The 17,435-nt window shown below is 44.8% G+C and carries 12 protein-coding genes and 4 pseudogenes; 10 read left to right on the top strand and 6 right to left on the bottom strand.

Annotation, left to right across the window (positions count from 1 at the left end; genetic code table 11):
* Positions 1-53 precede the first annotated feature (53 nt).
* The 3 genes and pseudogenes from QTN95_RS08135 to QTN95_RS08125 all read right to left on the bottom strand — a co-directional run.
* Complete coding sequence (locus QTN95_RS08135; RefSeq protein WP_331417094.1) at positions 54-2,903, bottom strand: FAD-binding and (Fe-S)-binding domain-containing protein; 2,850 nt, start codon at positions 2,901-2,903, stop codon at positions 54-56.
* A 100-nt stretch (positions 2,904-3,003) separates the two neighbouring features.
* Entirely contained in the window at positions 3,004-4,143 is a 1,140-nt protein-coding gene (gene lldD / locus QTN95_RS08130; RefSeq protein WP_331417093.1) for an FMN-dependent L-lactate dehydrogenase LldD, read from the bottom strand.
* A 278-nt stretch (positions 4,144-4,421) separates the two neighbouring features.
* Positions 4,422-4,667, bottom strand: a pseudogene (locus QTN95_RS08125) (L-lactate permease); the annotation flags it as partial.
* Positions 4,668-4,824: 157 nt separating this feature from the next.
* Here QTN95_RS08125 and QTN95_RS08120 point away from each other — a divergent pair.
* From QTN95_RS08120 to QTN95_RS08110, 3 genes are all read left to right on the top strand, one after another.
* Positions 4,825-5,724: a LysR family transcriptional regulator gene (locus QTN95_RS08120; RefSeq protein ID WP_331417092.1), complete on the top strand. Its 900-nt coding sequence runs from the start codon at positions 4,825-4,827 to the stop codon at positions 5,722-5,724.
* 110 nt (positions 5,725-5,834) lie between these two features.
* Positions 5,835-6,137, top strand: a complete 303-nt coding sequence (locus QTN95_RS08115; protein WP_331417091.1) for a hypothetical protein — start codon at positions 5,835-5,837, stop codon at positions 6,135-6,137.
* Entirely contained in the window at positions 6,127-6,297 is a 171-nt protein-coding gene (locus tag QTN95_RS08110) for a hypothetical protein (protein ID WP_331417090.1), read from the top strand. The genes QTN95_RS08115 and QTN95_RS08110 overlap by 11 nt, the downstream gene beginning before the upstream one ends.
* Positions 6,298-6,499: 202 nt before the next feature.
* On the opposite strand, the pseudogene QTN95_RS08105 reads toward QTN95_RS08110, so the two are convergent.
* Both QTN95_RS08105 and QTN95_RS08100 read right to left on the bottom strand, forming a co-directional pair.
* A pseudogene (locus tag QTN95_RS08105) lies at positions 6,500-6,958 on the bottom strand (ATP-binding cassette domain-containing protein); the annotation flags it as partial.
* Positions 6,959-6,971: 13 nt separating this feature from the next.
* Positions 6,972-7,474 (bottom strand): annotated as a pseudogene (locus tag QTN95_RS08100) (hypothetical protein).
* Between the two features lie 206 nt (positions 7,475-7,680).
* Between QTN95_RS08100 and QTN95_RS08095 the strand changes: the two are divergent.
* On the top strand, positions 7,681-10,041 hold the full coding sequence (locus QTN95_RS08095) for a Lon protease family protein (protein ID WP_331417089.1): 2,361 nt from the start codon (positions 7,681-7,683) through the stop codon (positions 10,039-10,041).
* A 48-nt stretch (positions 10,042-10,089) separates the two neighbouring features.
* Here QTN95_RS08095 and QTN95_RS08090 read toward each other — a convergent pair.
* Positions 10,090-10,272, bottom strand: a pseudogene (locus QTN95_RS08090) (2-hydroxyacid dehydrogenase); the annotation flags it as partial.
* Positions 10,273-10,437: 165 nt separating this feature from the next.
* Between QTN95_RS08090 and QTN95_RS08085 the strand changes: the two are divergent.
* From QTN95_RS08085 to QTN95_RS08060, 6 genes are all read left to right on the top strand, one after another.
* The gene (locus tag QTN95_RS08085; RefSeq protein WP_138972593.1) at positions 10,438-10,905 is read left to right on the top strand and encodes a GNAT family N-acetyltransferase; all 468 of its coding nucleotides are present in this window, start codon (positions 10,438-10,440) and stop codon (positions 10,903-10,905) included.
* A 61-nt stretch (positions 10,906-10,966) separates the two neighbouring features.
* The gene (locus tag QTN95_RS08080) at positions 10,967-11,485 is read left to right on the top strand and encodes an NUDIX hydrolase (protein ID WP_331417088.1); all 519 of its coding nucleotides are present in this window, start codon (positions 10,967-10,969) and stop codon (positions 11,483-11,485) included.
* Positions 11,486-11,702: 217 nt separating this feature from the next.
* Positions 11,703-13,517: an extracellular solute-binding protein gene (locus QTN95_RS08075; protein WP_443088806.1), complete on the top strand. Its 1,815-nt coding sequence runs from the start codon at positions 11,703-11,705 to the stop codon at positions 13,515-13,517.
* 11 nt (positions 13,518-13,528) lie between these two features.
* Complete coding sequence (locus QTN95_RS08070; RefSeq protein ID WP_331417086.1) at positions 13,529-14,617, top strand: microcin C ABC transporter permease YejB; 1,089 nt, start codon at positions 13,529-13,531, stop codon at positions 14,615-14,617.
* A complete protein-coding gene (locus QTN95_RS08065) occupies positions 14,617-15,651 on the top strand; it encodes an ABC transporter permease (RefSeq protein WP_331417085.1) in 1,035 nt (344 codons plus the stop codon). The genes QTN95_RS08070 and QTN95_RS08065 overlap by 1 nt, the downstream gene beginning before the upstream one ends.
* Before the next feature lie 2 nt (positions 15,652-15,653).
* Positions 15,654-17,246, top strand: coding sequence for an ABC transporter ATP-binding protein (locus tag QTN95_RS08060; RefSeq protein ID WP_331417084.1), 1,593 nt, complete (start codon positions 15,654-15,656; stop codon positions 17,244-17,246).
* The last annotated feature ends 189 nt before the right edge of the window (positions 17,247-17,435 follow it).

Raw genomic sequence — 17,435 nt, 5'->3', positions numbered from 1 at the left:
GTGAATGCTACTGAAGTTTCATTCATTATTGTTAAGTTATGTCTAAGCTCTGTTTATTGCGGAGAACTTACCTCATCCACTAAATAGAGTATTGACTGATATGCGATACCACTATGGTGGGACAAACCAATCTCACAGGTTCGACTGTTACTAAATCCGCGTTGACACCCCTTTGGAACTTGCGCCTTAAGCGGATGAACCGCCGCTTGATTCAGTTCAGGAGTGGTAAAGCCCTTATCACCAGCCCAACCACAGCAAGATATATGCTCAGGGACGACCACATCGGAAACGCATGTTTTAGCCAGCGTGATCATGTCATTCTCTAACCCCATACGGCGAGAGCTGCACGTTACATGCAACATGACGGTTTCCTGCTTAGGCGTAATGGTGAGGTGGTCCAATAAGTACTTAGTGACGAAGCCCGTTGGCTCTAAGACTTCCAGTGGTTTTGTGAAATGCTCAATACTGCGTTTTGCGCACGGACTGGTATCCATAAGTACTGGGTATTCACCTTCCAAGCTGGCTTTCCAAAGCGCATTCTCAAGTTGCTGCACTTTATTGCGTGCAATGTCGTTCATCCCTTTGCTGTCATAAGGCATACCACAACACTGGTCATTGAGTGATTCTGGGATAATCACTTCAAAACCTGCTTTCTTTATAAGTGACAATGTCACCTCTGTTAGTGAGCGCTGATCAACTGCATCACTTTGCTGGCCCATCGTGCGCGATGCGCAGGAGGGTAGGTAGACCACTTTCTTATCCGAACGAACCAGCAGTTCCATCGCTTTATTGATGTTATGTTGATTGGCTTGTGGAGTTTCAGGAAGCCAAACAGGGGTTTTATTGTTGGCTAGCTTACGGACACCGTTGGTTAGGCTTGCCACGCCACTTTCTCCAATCACCTTTACAGCAATTTGATTTGCCTTTAAAGATGCTCGGGTTAACGCCGTTGTGGTCGCAAAATGATCGGCTGTCCACTTAGCAATAGGGGTGAACTTGTTATATTTTGCTGTGCGTAGTTGTTTGACTAAGTCGCCAGTGTTAATCCCTACTGGACAGCGGTCAGCGCATAAACCTGTGGCTGCACACGTATCAATCCCCTGATATTCAAATATCTGTTCCAACTCTGTGGCGGCAGTGTCTTCTCCAACAGCACGTCGTTGCTGCAATTCGCGATAGAGAACAATTCGTTGGCGAGGGGATAGAGTTAGCGTACGTGATGGACAGACGGGTTCACAAAAACCACATTCAATACAGCGATCGACGAGTGGATCAGCGGCAGGCATCGGTTTGAGATTTTCAATGTGTGACTGAGGATTATCATTAATGATGACGCCAGGATTAAGCAATCCTTGAGGATCGAAAAGTGCTTTGATCTTTTGCATCAATTGATAACCAGCTTTGCCCCATTCCAGCTCGACATAGGGAGCCATGTTTCGACCAGTGCCATGTTCCGCTTTGAGAGAACCTTGGTATTTGACAGCGACTAACTCAGCCACATCATCCATGAAATTTCCATAGCGCGTGATCTCTTGTTGAGAATCAAAGCCTTGGGTAAAGACGAAGTGGAGGTTTCCCTCAAGCGCATGCCCGAATATGATCGCTTCACTGTAGGCATATTTATCAAACAGCGCTTGCAGGTCTCGTACGCCGTTTGCAAGGTTTTCGACTGGGAAAGCAACATCTTCAATAACAACGGTGGTTCCTACCTCTCGCACAGCACCAACTGCTGGGAACATACCTTTACGGATCCCCCATAGCGTAGCAACCGTCTTTGGATCGAGGGTGAATGGTACCGATTCAATGATGTGGTAATCGGATAGAGAATCCATAATTTGTTGGCATTGAGTATCAATGTCCGCTTGGTTACTGGCATGGGTTTCAACCAGTATCGCCGCCGCCTCAAGATCAAGGTGTTGGATAAACTCTGGCATACCCGATTTGTCTGCCACTGAGCGCAATGCTCGACCATCCATCAATTCAACCGCAGCGACAGGTGTGTGTGATAGCGTCGTGACAGCCTGACAGGCCTCTTCTATATCAGCAAACACCAACAGAGACGACGCTTTAAACTCATGTTCAATGACCGTGCTGTAAGTGATCTCTGCAATAAAGCCCAACGTACCTTCAGAACCGATCATTAAGTGCTCTAGCACCTCAATAGGGTCGTGAAAGTCGACTAAGGCATTCAGAGCATATCCCGTGGTGTTCTTTAAGCGGTATTTGTGCGTGATAAGTTCACGCAACTCTTGGTTGTGATGCGTTTCTTCGACCAGTTGACGGAGGCCTTGAATGATATCCGGACGGGTCGCATGAAACGCACTGATGCTCTCTTTGCATGAGGTATCAAGCAGTGTGCCATCACTAAAGACCACTTTAATGGAATCAATGGTACGGTAAGAGTTTTGTGCGGTACCGCAACACATGCCACTCGCATTATTTGCCGCAATACCACCAATTTTGCAGGTATTGATTGACGCAGGATCAGGGCCAATTTTGCGCTTGAAAGGAGCGAGGTATTTGTTTGCATCTGCACCGATAACACCCGGTTGGAGCAAGATTTTATTGCCATTATCAATAATCTTATGCCCACGCCAATCATCCGTTAAGGTGATCAATACAGAGTCAGAGACGGCTTGACCAGATAAGCTGGTGCCAGCGGCACGAAAGGTAAAATGGATGTTCATTTCACGGCAGCACTGAATGGTATAAATCACTTCATCGAGTGTTTTTAGGCGTAATACGATGCGTGGAACAAGGCGATAAAAACTGGCATCAGTACCGTAAGCGAGACGTTTAGCGTGTTGAGTAATGATGCGTTGTGGATCAATTTCAACCGCTAGCAGAGATTCTAACTGTTGATATAGGCCATCGCTATCAGACGGGTGAGTTTGGTTTGACATGTTGGCTTCCTTGTACATGCTGATGTCAATATTGTTGTTTTCTTTTCAGCAGGTTAAAGGTGCCACAGACAAAGGATTTTGGCTATGACACCTATCGTCATTATTTGATGTTGACCAATGAATCGCGACTGAGATCCTGAATGCTTTTGGCTCCAGTCAGAGTCATTGCGACGCGCATCTCTTTCTCGTACAGATCAAGTAGGTTTTCGACACCCGCTTGACCTTGTGCAGCTAGTGCATAGACAAAAGAGCGACCAAGCAATGTACAATCCGCGCCGAGTGCCAACATACGGACGACATCAAGACCTGTTCGTATACCCGAATCCACAAAGATTTTCAGGTCACCTTTAACCGCATCTGCGATGGTCGGCAAGGCTTTCGCGGTAGAGAGAACACCATCTAACTGACGACCACCATGGTTAGAGACAACAATCCCATCGGCACCAAACGTCACCGCATCCTTAGCGTCTTGTTCATCGAGAATCCCTTTAATCACCATCGAACCATCCCAAAAATCTCGAATCCACTCTAAATCTTTCCAACAGATTGACGGATCGAAGTTGTCACCAAGCCAGCCAATATAATCTTCAAGTTTGGTTGGTTCACCACGGTAGGTAGAAATGTTGCCAAGATCGTGCGGTTTGCCCAATAAGCCGACATCAAATGCCCAGCTAGGGTGGCGCATTGCCTGAAAAACACGACGCGCCGCTGCATTTGGACCACTCATACCCGAGTGCATATCACGGTAGCGTGCCCCTGGAACTGGCATATCAACCGTAAATACTAACGTCGTTACACCAGCGGCTTTGGCACGCTCTAGTACGTTTTTCATAAAGCCGCGATCTTTTAGTACATACAACTGGAACCACATCGGACGTTGAATTGCTGGGGCAACTTCTTCGATAGGGCACACCGAGACTGTCGACATGGTAAATGGGATACCTTTGTTGGCTGCGGCTTTTGCTGCCTGAACTTCACCGCGACGTGCGTACATCCCCGTCAGACCAACAGGAGCAAGGGCAATTGGCAAGGCTAATTTCTCGCCAAAAATTTCGGTATTGAGATTTAGGTCAGACATATTATTGAGCACACGCTGCTTTAACGCTATATCAGCAAGATCTTCGGTATTCTTGCGTAGGGTGTGTTCGCCATAAGAACCGCCATCAATATAATGGAAAAGAAACGGAGGCAGCTTGGATTTCGCAGCAGCACGATAGTCAGTTGAGGCAGAGATAATCATAAAGTCATTCCTATTAATCTTGTTGCAGCACCCTTTCTCTGAAGGGGTAGTGTGGTCGACATCTAAGTAAGGTGGCGTTAATACTCGTGAATTTGCTAGCGTTTTCACACTGGCAGGGGTCTTGTCAGGGAGAGTTGAGTATTAACGCCTTAGATCAATGAGTTAGTGCATTAGTGCATCAGTGATATGTAGGCCATATATGGCGACAAGACCAATGATGCCTGTGACAACTAAATAATAAATAGTTGGGAGAATCGTCTTACGCAATGTGGCGCCCTCGCGCCCGTATGTTTCAGTGTGTTTAGCAAGAATATTGCACCAAACACGATCCATAGAACGGAGACGGTGATACCCAGTCCTTGAAGTACAGAGGCGAGTACACGTGTGGTGGTCATGTCCCATGCGAAAAGCGCAATGACGACAGTTAGACCAAATGCCACGGGCATGGCGCGTTTTGCAGGCCAGTTGAGGCCCACCAGTAAAATGGCTGCCACCACAATTGGTGAGAAAGCCACGAGAGTCACTCATTGGTACGTCCTTTACATTCTCAATAAGGGCCTTCGCAGCCTCTTAGATTTTATATTTGTGATGATTTTGTTAAGCGCTGGTGAATTTACCCCTTTATTTTTTATTTATATAGGGAAATAATGAAAATAATTAATTCCAAAAGTGACATAATCAATGCGTGCAGATGACTTAATCCTGTTTTCTCAGGTCGTAGAATTGGGTAGCTTCAGTAAGGTTGCTGATATAAATAACCTTACAAACTCAGTAGTTAGCAAGAGAATCGCCAGATTAGAGGAAGAACTAGGTGTTCAGCTATTGTACCGAACAACGCGCAAATTAACGCTCACAGAAGCGGGTAAGGCGTTAACCAATGGTGCCAAAAATGTGAAACAGGCCGTGCAAGAGGCTATGGATGCAGTCTCAGGCTTTGGCGAAAATATCAGCGGACATATCAAAATGTCTGTCCCCTCTATCTCTGGCGACCTGATTTTGGCCGACGCGGTCGCTGAGTTTTGCAACTTGCATCCGGGGTTAACGGTAGATATGTCACTTGATAATCGCTTCGTTGATCTTGTTGAAGGGGGGTATGACTTAGTTATTCGAACGGGCTATTTAGAAGATTCGTCATTAATCGCACGCCACATTTTAGATTCACAATGGGTAGTTTGTGCGTCACCGTCTTACATTGCTCGTAATGGCAAGCCTATTAAACCGCAAGATCTCACTCGGCATAATTGTTTTCAATACGCCTATCAAACGACCGGAGCGAGCGAGTGGGAGTTTAAGGCTCAGCATGACAATTATATTGTGAGAGTCAGTGGTAGTTTCTCAACGGATAACGCGACTGCACTTCGAAAAGCAGCGTTAGGTGGGCATGGTATCGCTTACGTACCTAGGTGCTTGGTGTATCACGATATATGTAACGGACAGTTAGTTGATCTGTTCCCCGAACAAGTCGGAAAGAGATTGGGTATTTATGCTGTTTACCCGTTTACCCGACAGCCCCCTAATAAAGTAAAGTTGTTAATAGAACATATTCGAACTCGATATTTGGCTATCTCACACTATTTCTAAATACATGCTCCTGCTTTTGTACGAAAAGTAGGATTTTTTTCTGATAGATTGCATCATTATTCATACACCCATTAGTATGATGGCTACATGATTATTTTCTGGGGGCGTTTATGGATGATGTATTTAAGGCTCAACTGTCAGATAAAACTGATAGCGAAATTAAAAAGTACCGAGGAGAAGTTGTTTCTGAATATATTTCCTCAGAAAGAGTCGACTGGAAAAACAAGAAGTGTGTACTTGAACAGCAGAAAATTATCGATGAAATGCTTAACAGCGCCCCTACTAGTGATTTAGCTTTATCGATGATTTTATCAGAACTTACTACCAAACTCTCACTGTTACACAAGTCGCTATCTGAGCTAAAGAAGCTGCAAGAGCAAGCGATTGAGTTGAGGGGGAAAGATGAAAACTGATGATATTGATGACAAAGTGTTATTGCTATATGAAGTTGTCGAACGAGCATTGAAAAATAATATTGAGTCCAAACGGCAGCCCGTCAAACACGAAATTAGACGGAAAATAGAACGCTTTCATGAAGAACTAGCACAGAGAAACGATATTGACTTTAATTGATTGATGTTTGTTATATTTAGAAGTGTTCATCGAGGTATGAAAAAATAAGACTCATAAACGTTGGGTTGCTCGATTTCTTATACGTCAATAAAAAACGCCGACGCATCCTTGCGTCGGCTTTTCGTCGGCGGCCAAACCGAATTATTTTAGTTTAGGCTGCATGAGTTGAATCTTCCAGTTCAAAAGAGGCGGCAATTAACTTCTTGGTGTATTCGCTTTGAGGGTTAGTTAAGTGAACTAAATCAAACAGTTCGAGAACTTTCTCTTTAGCCTGAGAGCGACTGACGCTTCAATGACAGAGTATGGCTTCAGCAACTTGAATTCCGACACGCATAAATGGGTTAAGTGACGTCATTGGTTCCTGAAAAATCATGCCAATTCGATCTTCCCCGAATGTCCTGCATATCTTGTTCAGACTTATCGAGCAACTGCTGACTCTCGAACACAATGCTGGATTGGGAGTGAACTAAAGCATTCTTTGGCAGCAACTGCGTTAAAGCGTTGGTTGAAACGGATTTCCCACTACCGGATTCACCCACAATCGCAAGAGTTTCGCCTTGAAATAAGTCAAAGCTGATGTTATTACCGCATCAACCATCCCATCGTTGGTGGTGAAGCTAACTGACAGGTTACGAACCTCAAGAATCGGCATCATGGACATTATAATTTCCTTATTAATTAATGCAGTAAGCGCTTTCCATCGCGGTGTTGTGCTGTTTCAGTGTCGAGAAATAGTGGTGTGCTCTTTGTACATGCTCAAACTCCAGCATCCATTGAGCGCTGCGCTGAGCACTGCAAAATGCGCCTATGTGACGCAATAGATCTTCACACTGAATCTGGATGATGTGTTGAGTGGCGTAAACCAGTTCAAAAGACTCGATAGAGACAAACTGAAGGTGAGCATAAGTCTGGTTGAGAAGATCAAACGCTTGTTGATGCTGCCCCATCTTGTTGAGAATCTCTGACTGCGAGACTGCGAGACTGCGGCATCTCTTAATCCAGTGATTAAGCAACTAAACTGACAGGGTTTAGTGTCTTCACTCCCCAACGCGTTTTGCAGGTGTGATGGTAAATGAGTGAGGACGATTTCATAAAGGTAGTGGGCTTCTGGCCAGTGTCCTTGCTCTAGCAATTGTTGTGCTTTTAGATAATGCGTCCAGCATTGCTGCAAATCCATGTCTAAATACTCCGCAGTCAGTAATAAGCTTAGCATTTAAATACAACTCATTAACTAATGCAAATAATTATCATTTAATTGTCTGTTTTGCATCTCGAATGGCGAAAAAATAAGCACTTAGACATGAATTAGTTGTAAGTCACTAAATTATAAATGAATCTAGCCTAAACTAGATTTTATAAAATCATAACAATAAGGATAGAGTGATGACGATTCAAAGACTTGAAGCCAATCAGCTATATCTACACGCTGAGTTAGAAAAATTGCAAAGCAAGTCGACAAAAGAGTTGGCGCCTATCGATGAGATTGTAGGTCAGGAGAGAGCTCAAAAAGCCGTCGAATTCGCGATGTCGATAAAAGAGAAGGGCTATAACATCTATGCTATTGGCCAAAATGGTTTAGGTAAGAGAACGATGATTTTGCGTTATCTTAACCGCCATCAGCATGATGAAAGCGCTTTGTTCGATTGGTGTTATGTCGCCAATTTTGAGGACATTCGTACACCACGTGTCCTTAAACTGCCATGCGGTGTAGGTAGCAAACTCAAGCAAGATATCGAAAAACTGATGTCTAAGCTGGTCAATGCTATGCCATTAGCGTTTGACAATGAACTCTATTACAGCCGGGCTGATAAGTTGAAGAATCAGCTTGCAGCAAAGCAGGAAGCAGAACTAGAAGTTATCACCAAAGATGCCAAAGCCAAGGGCATTAGCTTGACCATCACGACTCAGGGTGATTATCAGTTTGTGGCGATGAACGGTGAAGAGCTTCACAACGAAGAGAGTTTTGATGCGCTGAGCAAGAAAGAGCAAGAGTATTTTGGTGAGACCATCGACGAGCTTGAGGTCAAATTAAGAACTATGGCTCGTCAGCTCACTGAATGGGAAGAAGCGTACACGGAAAAGATTAAGAAGCTCAACGATGAAGTGACTCTCGATGTGATTACCCACTTTATCAAACAGTTGAAGAAGGACTATTCTGGTTATCCGGCGATCAAGAGTTACTTAACCGAACTTCAGCAAGATATTGTTGAAAACGCGGATATTTTCCTAGAACAGAGCGCTGAGCAAGGGGAAGTTGCGAGTGCCTCTTTGGATAAGAAATTACCACGTCGATACAAGGTTAATGTTCTAGTAAGCCGTAAGAGTAGCGAATTTCCTATTGTGGTAGAAGAGAACCCTAACTATCACACCCTGTTTGGTTACATTGAAACGGCAACCTTCAAAGGAACGGTTTTCACAGATTTCTCACTTATTCGTCCGGGCAGCCTGCATAAGGCAAACGGTGGTGTGTTGCTAATGGATGCACAAAAAGTGCTAGAGCAACCCTATGTTTGGGATGGATTAAAACGCGCATTGCGGGCTCGTCAGCTAAGTTTCACATCATTAGAGAAAGAGGTGACACTGACAGGTACCGTCTCTTTGGATCCGGAACCAATACCGCTTGATGTTAAAATCATTCTGTTTGGCGACTACCGCACTTATCAGTTGCTACAACATTATGATCCGGAGTTCAGTGAGCTATTTCGTGTAACGGCAGACTTTGAAGATGAGATGAAACGCGATGCGGATTCTGAACTTCAGTATGCACGTTTTATCTCTAGTGTGGTTAATGATAATGGCATGCTTCACTGCGACCGTAAGGCGATTGCTCGCATCATTGAACATAGCTCTAGACTGGTGGGCGATCAGACTAAAATTTCGCTGCATTCGGCCAATATTGCTAATTTGCTGCGTGAATCGAACTATGTCGCGAAACAGGCTAATTCGAACATGATTCGTTCAAGCCACGTCGAAGAGGCACTGGCGAATCAGGAGTTGCGCATTAGTCGTTTGAAAGACAGTGTAATGGAAAGCTTTATCAACGGTACAACCTTAATTCATACTGAAGGTGTGGCAGTGGGACAGGTGAATGCCTTGTCGGTGCTGAGCACCAGTGAGTATATGTTTGGTGCACCAAACAGAATCACCGCCACGACCTGCTACGGTGACGGCGAAGTGATAGATATTGAACGCAGCGTTGATCTCGGCGGAAGCATACACTCAAAAGGCGTTATGATCCTGACCGCTTATTTGTCCTCTGTCTTTGGTAAAACGGCGAAAGTACCATTGAGTACCACCATTACTTTTGAGCAATCATATGGTGGCGTTGATGGCGATAGCGCGAGTATGGCTGAGTTTTGTGCGGTGGTATCGGCTTTCTCCAAACAACCTAACCGGCAGGATATCGCCATTACTGGCTCAATGAACCAGTTTGGTGAGTCTCAGCCTATTGGTGGTGTAAACGAAAAGATCGAAGGTTTCTTTGATGTATGTACCATCAAAGGACGTAGCAATCAGCAGGGTGTGATTATCCCTCGCTCTAACATGCATAACTTGATGCTGCGACCTGATATCGTCAAGGCGGTAGAACGAGGTGAATTCCACATCTGGGCGATAGACCATGTCACCGAGGCAATAGAACTGTTTACCGGCAAGCCAGCTGGTGAACCGAGTGATGAGGGCAGTTACCCAATAGATACCGTTTTTGGTATCGCACAGGCGAAAATCAATGCATTGCGTAAGTAAATAACGAGAAGAAAGAGCCCACAAATGGGCTCTTTCGTTTAGATGGGTTTAAAGTTCAATCACTTCATTACCTGAGGCAACGCCTTTCGCGAATGCGTCAATATTTCCCAGTGTTGCTTCGGCAATATTGCCAAGGGCTTCATGAGTCAAGAATGCCTGGTGACCGATGAAAAGTACGTTATGGCATGCAGATAAACGGCGGAAGACATCGTCAACAATGACGTCATTCGATCAAACCTCTCAAAAGAGAAAAGGAGAGTAACAGCACTTATTGAATACCTAATTCACATGAAAATAAACCACGAATTTTCTGGGGGATTTGTTTGCTTGCTAAATGATTTAAATAGTTGATATATATAGTTCGAATGGATAGATATAGTGGAAGCGAGAGAGTAAATGATCCAACTAGCCCCGATGAAAAGCAGTGATTTGGAACAAGTGATGAACCTGAGGATAGAGAAAGAGCAGCTTCCTTATGTCGGCACTATTGAAGAAATATTACTTAATGCAGATGACAAGGTTCATCCCCATTTAGTTTGGCGACAAGAGAAGGTTGTTGGTATTTTTCTCATTGATACCACTTATGGGCAAAATTACGATTTTTCACCCTCTGATGCCGTTGGATTTCGTGCATTTTTAATCGATAGTGGTTCTCAGGGCAAGGGAATTGGCGCTAAGTCGATGTCGAAGTTGGCTGGATATCTCAGTGAACAATATCCTAATTTTGGCGCTGTTTATCTAACCGTTAATTGCAAAAATACGCCAGCGTACCAGTGCTATGTTAACAATGGTTTCAAGGATAGCAATCAATTATATCTGGGCGGCGCTGCGGGACCACAGCATATAATGTTCATGCCTCTATAGGGGTTATGTCGGCAGACTACTGGTGCTAGAATCAGGGCAAACTTTCAGTTGTAGTAAATTTATGAGACACCTCAAGACCACGATTCATCCTGACATAGACCATTTGGATGGCAAGATTATCTATAAGCGTAACGCTGCCCGAGCTATCGTGATTGATGGCGAAGACATACTCCTACTATACACCGAGCGTTACCATGACTATACCATCCCTGGAGGTGGTCTTGACGAAGGCGAAGATGTCATTGCTGGTATGGTTCGAGAACTCGAAGAAGAGACTGGCGCACAGAACATTCATGCCATCAAACCGTTCGGCACCTATGAAGAGTTTCGTCCTTGGCATAAAGAGGATGCGGACATCGTTCATATGATTTCACATTGCTACAGCTGCAAAATTGACCGCCAGTTAGGCGAAACCAATTACGAAGATTATGAAATCAACAATGGCATGAAAGCTGTCTGGAAAAATATTCACGACGCTATCGCTCACAACGAGAAGACAATGGCCGAAAGCCCTAAAAAGGGCTTGAGTATTGAACGAGAAACCTTCTTACTTCACTTAATCGTCAAAGAAATGCTTTAGGCTCATCTCCCAAGGCCTGCACATGCAGGCTTTTTAGGCGCTGAAAAGTTGTTTCTCTTTGTTAGCTATTAGTGAGTTAACATAATGCGCATTCAATTTAGCGCACAGAATTCTCATATTCTTTCTATACTTATCCAAGTAATTGAATTATTAATACTAATTAATATTATAGTAAACACAGCGATTCGGATAACGACTAAGGGATTAGTATATGAAGATGTTGATGCGCTTCGTACTAGGTGGACTGGTTGCCACAACAGCGAGCTTTGGATCTTATGCCAAAATAATCGAAACCACGACGCTAGTGGGATTTGGAGAAGCGAAATACGCGGAAGACTTTAAGCACTTTGACTATGTTAATCCGGATGCGCCCAAATATGGCAAAGTGACCTATGGTCAAGTCGGAACTTACGATAACTTCAATCGCTTTGCGTCGAGAGGCGTACCCGCAGCCGCCAGTGGCGAGCTGTACGACACTTTAATGTTTTCTCCTAGTGATGAGATTGACTCATACTACCCATTGATCGCACAAAAAGTTCGTTACTCCGATGACTACAGCTGGCTTGAGTTAGATATTAACCCAGCAGCTCGTTTTCATGATGGTAAGCCAATTACCGCTCATGACGTCGCGTTTACGTTCGATAAGTTCATGTCCGAAGGCGCCCCTCAGTACCGTATTTACTACCAAGATATTAAATCCGTTACGGCAAAAGATGATTTAACAGTCAGGATCGAAATGGCGACGCCAAATCGTGAAAAGATGTTCAGTTTTGCTCAGGGCACTCGTGTATTGCCCAAACACTTCTGGAGTGACAAGAACTTATCAGAGCCGCTATCTACCCCTCCAGTGGGCAGTGCAGCATACAAAATTACCGATTACAAATCAGGCCAGAGTGTCACTTACAGTTTAGTTGATGACTATTGGGCCGCTGATCTTCCTGTCAGCATTGGGCGCAAAAACTTTAAACAGGTCCAATATGATTACTACCGAGACGACACGGTTATGCTTGAGGCATTTAAAGCGGGGGAGTTTGATTTTCGATTAGAGTCCTCGGCTAAGTTTTGGGCTAACTCCTACACGGGTGTCAACTTTGATAAAGGGTACATTACCAAGCAAGAAATCCTTCATCAAAAACCAGAGAGCACTCAAGCATTTGTATTTAACACTCAACGTGACGTATTTCGTGACCCTAGAGTTCGTGAGGCGCTCAACTACGCGATGGACTTTGAGTGGATGAACAAGAACATGTTCTACAGCCAATACAGTCGCACACGCAGTTATTTCCAAAATACGGATTATGAAGCGAAAGGTGTACCTTCCGAAGCGGAGCAGAAGATACTTGCTCCGTTTAAAGATAAGTTGCCTGAACGTGTCTTCACTGAAGAATATCAGCCACCAGTGACCGATGGTTCTGGTCGTATTAGAACTCAGATGCGCATGGCCTTTACGCTACTCAAAGAAGCGGGCTGGGAACTAAAAAACAAGGTTATGACGAACTCAGAAACGGGGCAGCCTATGGCCTTTGAGTTGCTGATCTACAGTCCAACCACGGAACGAATTGCGATACCAGTCCAAAAAAACTTACAGAGTATGGGTATCGATATGAAAATACGTACCGTCGATACCACCCAGTACATTAAGCGACTTCGTGACCGTGACTTTGATATGGTGTCCTCATCTTACAGCGCTAACCCATATCCAAGCCCGAATCTGATGATTGTGTGGAACTCGAACTACATCGACTCGACGTATAACACCGCTGGTGTCACCGACCCTGTGGTGGATTTCCTTACTATGGAAATCGCCAAAAATCAGCAGAATTCAGAGGGGTTACTCCCTCTAGGTCGAGCCTTGGATCGTGTGCTGCAATGGAACTTTTACATCATCCCCCAGTGGTATGTGAGCAAGTATCGAGTGGCGATGTGGGACAAGTTTGAACGTCCAGAGATCTTACCTAAGTATGATTTAGGTGTTGATACTTGGTGGGTATCAGAGTCAAAAGCGGCTTTGCTACCTGAAAAACGTCGATAGATGAGGGAATAATGGCAGCGTATATATTCAGACGTTTGTTGCTGGTGATCCCCACGCTTTGGGCGATCATTACTATTAATTTTTTTATCATACAAATTGCTCCCGGCGGTCCTGTCGAACAGGCAATAGCTCAACTAGAAGGGCACTCTTCAGGTATTATGGAACGCTTCTCAGGCGGCGGAAATGAAGTAGAACTCAGTGTCGGCGATGAAGCGGGGGCTACCGGATACAAAGGCTCTAGAGGCTTAGACCCTGAAGTCGTCGAAGCCCTAAAAAAACAGTTCGGCTTTGATAAACCGATCCATGAGCGTTACTTTGATATGCTCAAAAACTACGCTACGTTCAATTTTGGTGAAAGTTTGTTTAAGGGCGGTAATGTCATTGACCTAATTGTCGAAAGGCTACCCGTTTCGATATCGTTAGGCTTATGGAGTACGTTGATTATCTATTTAATCTCCATTCCTCTTGGTGTTCTTAAAGCGATTCATCATGGTAGCCGTTTTGATATTTGGTCGAGTGCTGTTGTTATTATCGGCTATGCGATACCGGGATTTTTGTTTGCGATCATTTTGATTATCCTATTTGCCAGCGGCAATTACTTTAGCTGGTTTCCACTGCGAGGACTGGTATCGAGTAACTTCGATCAACTGACATGGTATCAACAGATTGTCGATTACTTTTGGCATTTGGCCTTACCTATCTTCGCTATGGTGATAGGTGGTTTTGCCACCTTGAGCATGCTAACTAAAAACTCGTTTCTTGATGAAATCAACAAGCAATATGTGGTGACAGCACGTGCAAAGGGTCTCGATGAGCGTGACATCCTTTATAAACATGTCTTTCGCAACGCTATGTTGATCATCATCGCGGGTTTTCCTGCTGCTTTTATCAGTATTTTCTTTACTGGGTCGATGCTGATTGAAGTCATGTTTTCGTTGGAAGGGATTGGTTTGCTTGGCTTTGAATCGACCATTCAACGGGACTATCCAGTTGTATTCAGCTCACTGTACATAATGACATTGCTTGGTCTTGTGCTGAGCATCATCTCTGATTTGACCTATACCTGGGTTGACCCACGAATTGATTTTGAGGCACGTTGATGTTTCGTCGTAGTAAGAACCCGCTAAATCAGGCGCGATGGCAAAGATTTAAGGCCAATAAACGTGGCTTCTGGTCGATGTGGATATTCACAGTGCTATTTGCGATCAGCTTATTGGCTGAAGTCATTGCCAATGACAAGCCCTTGCTGGTGGAGTACAACAACCAGTGGTATTTGCCGATCGTCAATCAATATGCTGAAACTGAATTTGGCGGAGAGTTTGAAACCGAAGCCGATTATACCGACCCCTATGTGATCGAATTGATTGAGGATAAGGGCTATATTGTCTGGCCGTTGATTCGATTTAGCTACGATACTATCAATTTCAATATTGATGGTAGTGTGCCTTCAGCACCTGATAGCGTTAACTGGCTTGGAACCGATGACAAAGGAAGAGATGTCCTTGCCCGTGTGATATATGGCTTTCGCATTTCGGTGCTGTTTGGATTTGTATTAACGATCGTTTCAAGCATCATTGGTGTTGCGGTCGGGGCAACTCAGGGATATTACGGCGGTTGGCTCGACCTATTTGGTCAACGTTTTATCGAAGTTTGGTCAGGCATGCCGACCTTATTTCTACTGATTATTCTCTCAAGCTTTGTTGAACCGAATTTCTGGTGGTTGTTAGGCATCATGGTGGCTTTCAGTTGGATGAGTTTGGTTGGTGTCGTTAGGGCGGAGTTTCTGCGTTGCCGCAATTTTGATTATGTTCGCGCTGCGCAGGCGATGGGTGTCGATGATAAACGTATCATGCTCCGTCATATGTTACCCAATGCTATGGTCGCCTCGCTAGCCATGATGCCGTTTATTCTATCTGGTTCAGTCACGACACTCACCTCGCTCGACTTTTTGGGATTTGGGTTACCGGCAGGCTCTCCTTCGCTGGGGGAGCTACTTGCACAGGGTAAGGCAAACCTGCAAGCGCCGTGGCTCGGCTTTTCTGCATTCTTTGTACTGTCGGTGATGCTAACCCTGCTTGTTTTCATTGGCGAAGCAGTACGTGATGCCTTTGACCCTCACCATCAAGGAAGATAACCATGAATCAAACGGTACTCACCATTGAGAATCTGTCGGTGGGCTTTGGGCAAAAAAATAGCATTCAGCAAGTGACTCACGATGTCTCTTTATCTATCCGTAAAGGGGAAACATTGGCGCTGGTGGGCGAGAGTGGTTCCGGCAAGTCGGTGACCGCCAACTCAGTGTTAAAGCTGATGCCTAAAGGCTCATCTCATTACCTAAATGGCTCAATTGACTTTAATGGTGTCGATATTCTCTCGTGTTCTGAACGTGAACTTAGAGGCATTCGTGGTGGGCGCATTGGCATGATCTTTCAAGAACCAATGGTATCGCTAAATCCGCTGCATAAAATTGGCAAGCAGTTAGTCGAAACCCTCTCAATCCACCGGGGGATGAGAACCCGTCACGCAGAACCGCTGGCGATTGAATGGCTAGAAAAAGTAGGAATACGCCATCCAGAGCAAAAGATTTTGTCCTATCCGCACGAGCTCTCTGGCGGTGAACGTCAGCGAGTGATGATTGCAATGGCGCTAATCAATGAACCTGAACTGCTCATTGCCGACGAGCCAACAACCGCGCTGGATGTTTCCGTCCAAGCTCAGATACTCGATTTGCTGAAAGAGCTCCAGCAAGAGTTAGGGATGGCGATGTTGTTTATCACTCATGACCTCAGCATTGTAAAGCGAATTGCAGACAGAGTGGCTGTGATGCAAGATGGCGCATTGGTTGAGGTCGGGGAGTGCCAACAGGTATTTAGTGCCCCAGAGCACCCATACACTCAGGCACTGATTAACTCTGACCCGAGAGGTTTGCCGGCAAACGTTGACGACAACGCAGAGCCTCTATTGAACGTCAAATCGTTGCGGGTTTGGTTTCCACTCACTGGTGGCATTTTTAAACGGGTGGTTTCACATATTAAAGCTGTCACCGATATGAATTTTACCCTTAAAAAGGGCTATTCTATTGGACTTGTCGGGGAGAGCGGCTCGGGTAAATCGACCACAGGAATGGCAATCCTAAAGCTGATAAAATCTGAAGGTTCAATCTCTTATCAAGGGCGCGAATTACAAGGTTTGGATCGTAAAGGTATGCTCCCTTACCGCAGTAAAATGCAAGTGGTTTTCCAAGACCCGTTTTCTGCGCTCAACCCAAGGATGTCGGTTGCTCAAGTTATTGGTGAAGGCTTACGAGTTCATCAGCAATATGACGAATCAGAAATTGATGCCTTGATATGCGAAGTGATGAGAGAGGTGGATCTTGATCCTGAAACTCGTTACCGTTATCCCAATGAATTTTCGGGGGGGCAACGTCAACGTATTGCGATTGCACGCGCGCTGATTTTGAAGCCAGAGTTTATTCTACTTGATGAACCGACCTCTTCACTGGATCGAACGGTGCAAGCTCAGGTGCTTGATCTGTTAAAATCTCTGCAAGAAAAATATCATCTGACCTACCTGTTTATTAGCCATGATCTCAATGTCGTGAAATCTTTGTGTCACTACACCATTGTGATGAAGCAAGGACTCGTGCTGGAGCAAGGAGAGACGCAGGCTCTATTTAGTCATCCACAACAGGAATACACCCGCCATCTAGTTGAGTTGTCGAGTTTATGAATTTCCCGAGATAAGCTGGTAGCAAAAAGCCGCCATAATTGGCTAACTCCGATCAGTTAAGTAAATGATCAGTTGAACGATCCTGTGGTTGGTTGAAAATACCCTCAAACATTTCATATTTGAGGGTATTTTTTATGTTGGCTCACTGGCTTATTGATGTTGATGACTTCGCTTCTCCTGATTCACTTA

It is taken from the genome of Vibrio sp. M260112, assembly GCF_036533775.1.
Taxonomy (GTDB): Bacteria; Pseudomonadota; Gammaproteobacteria; order Enterobacterales; family Vibrionaceae; genus Vibrio.
This window is presented reverse-complemented; position numbering and strand designations above follow the sequence as displayed.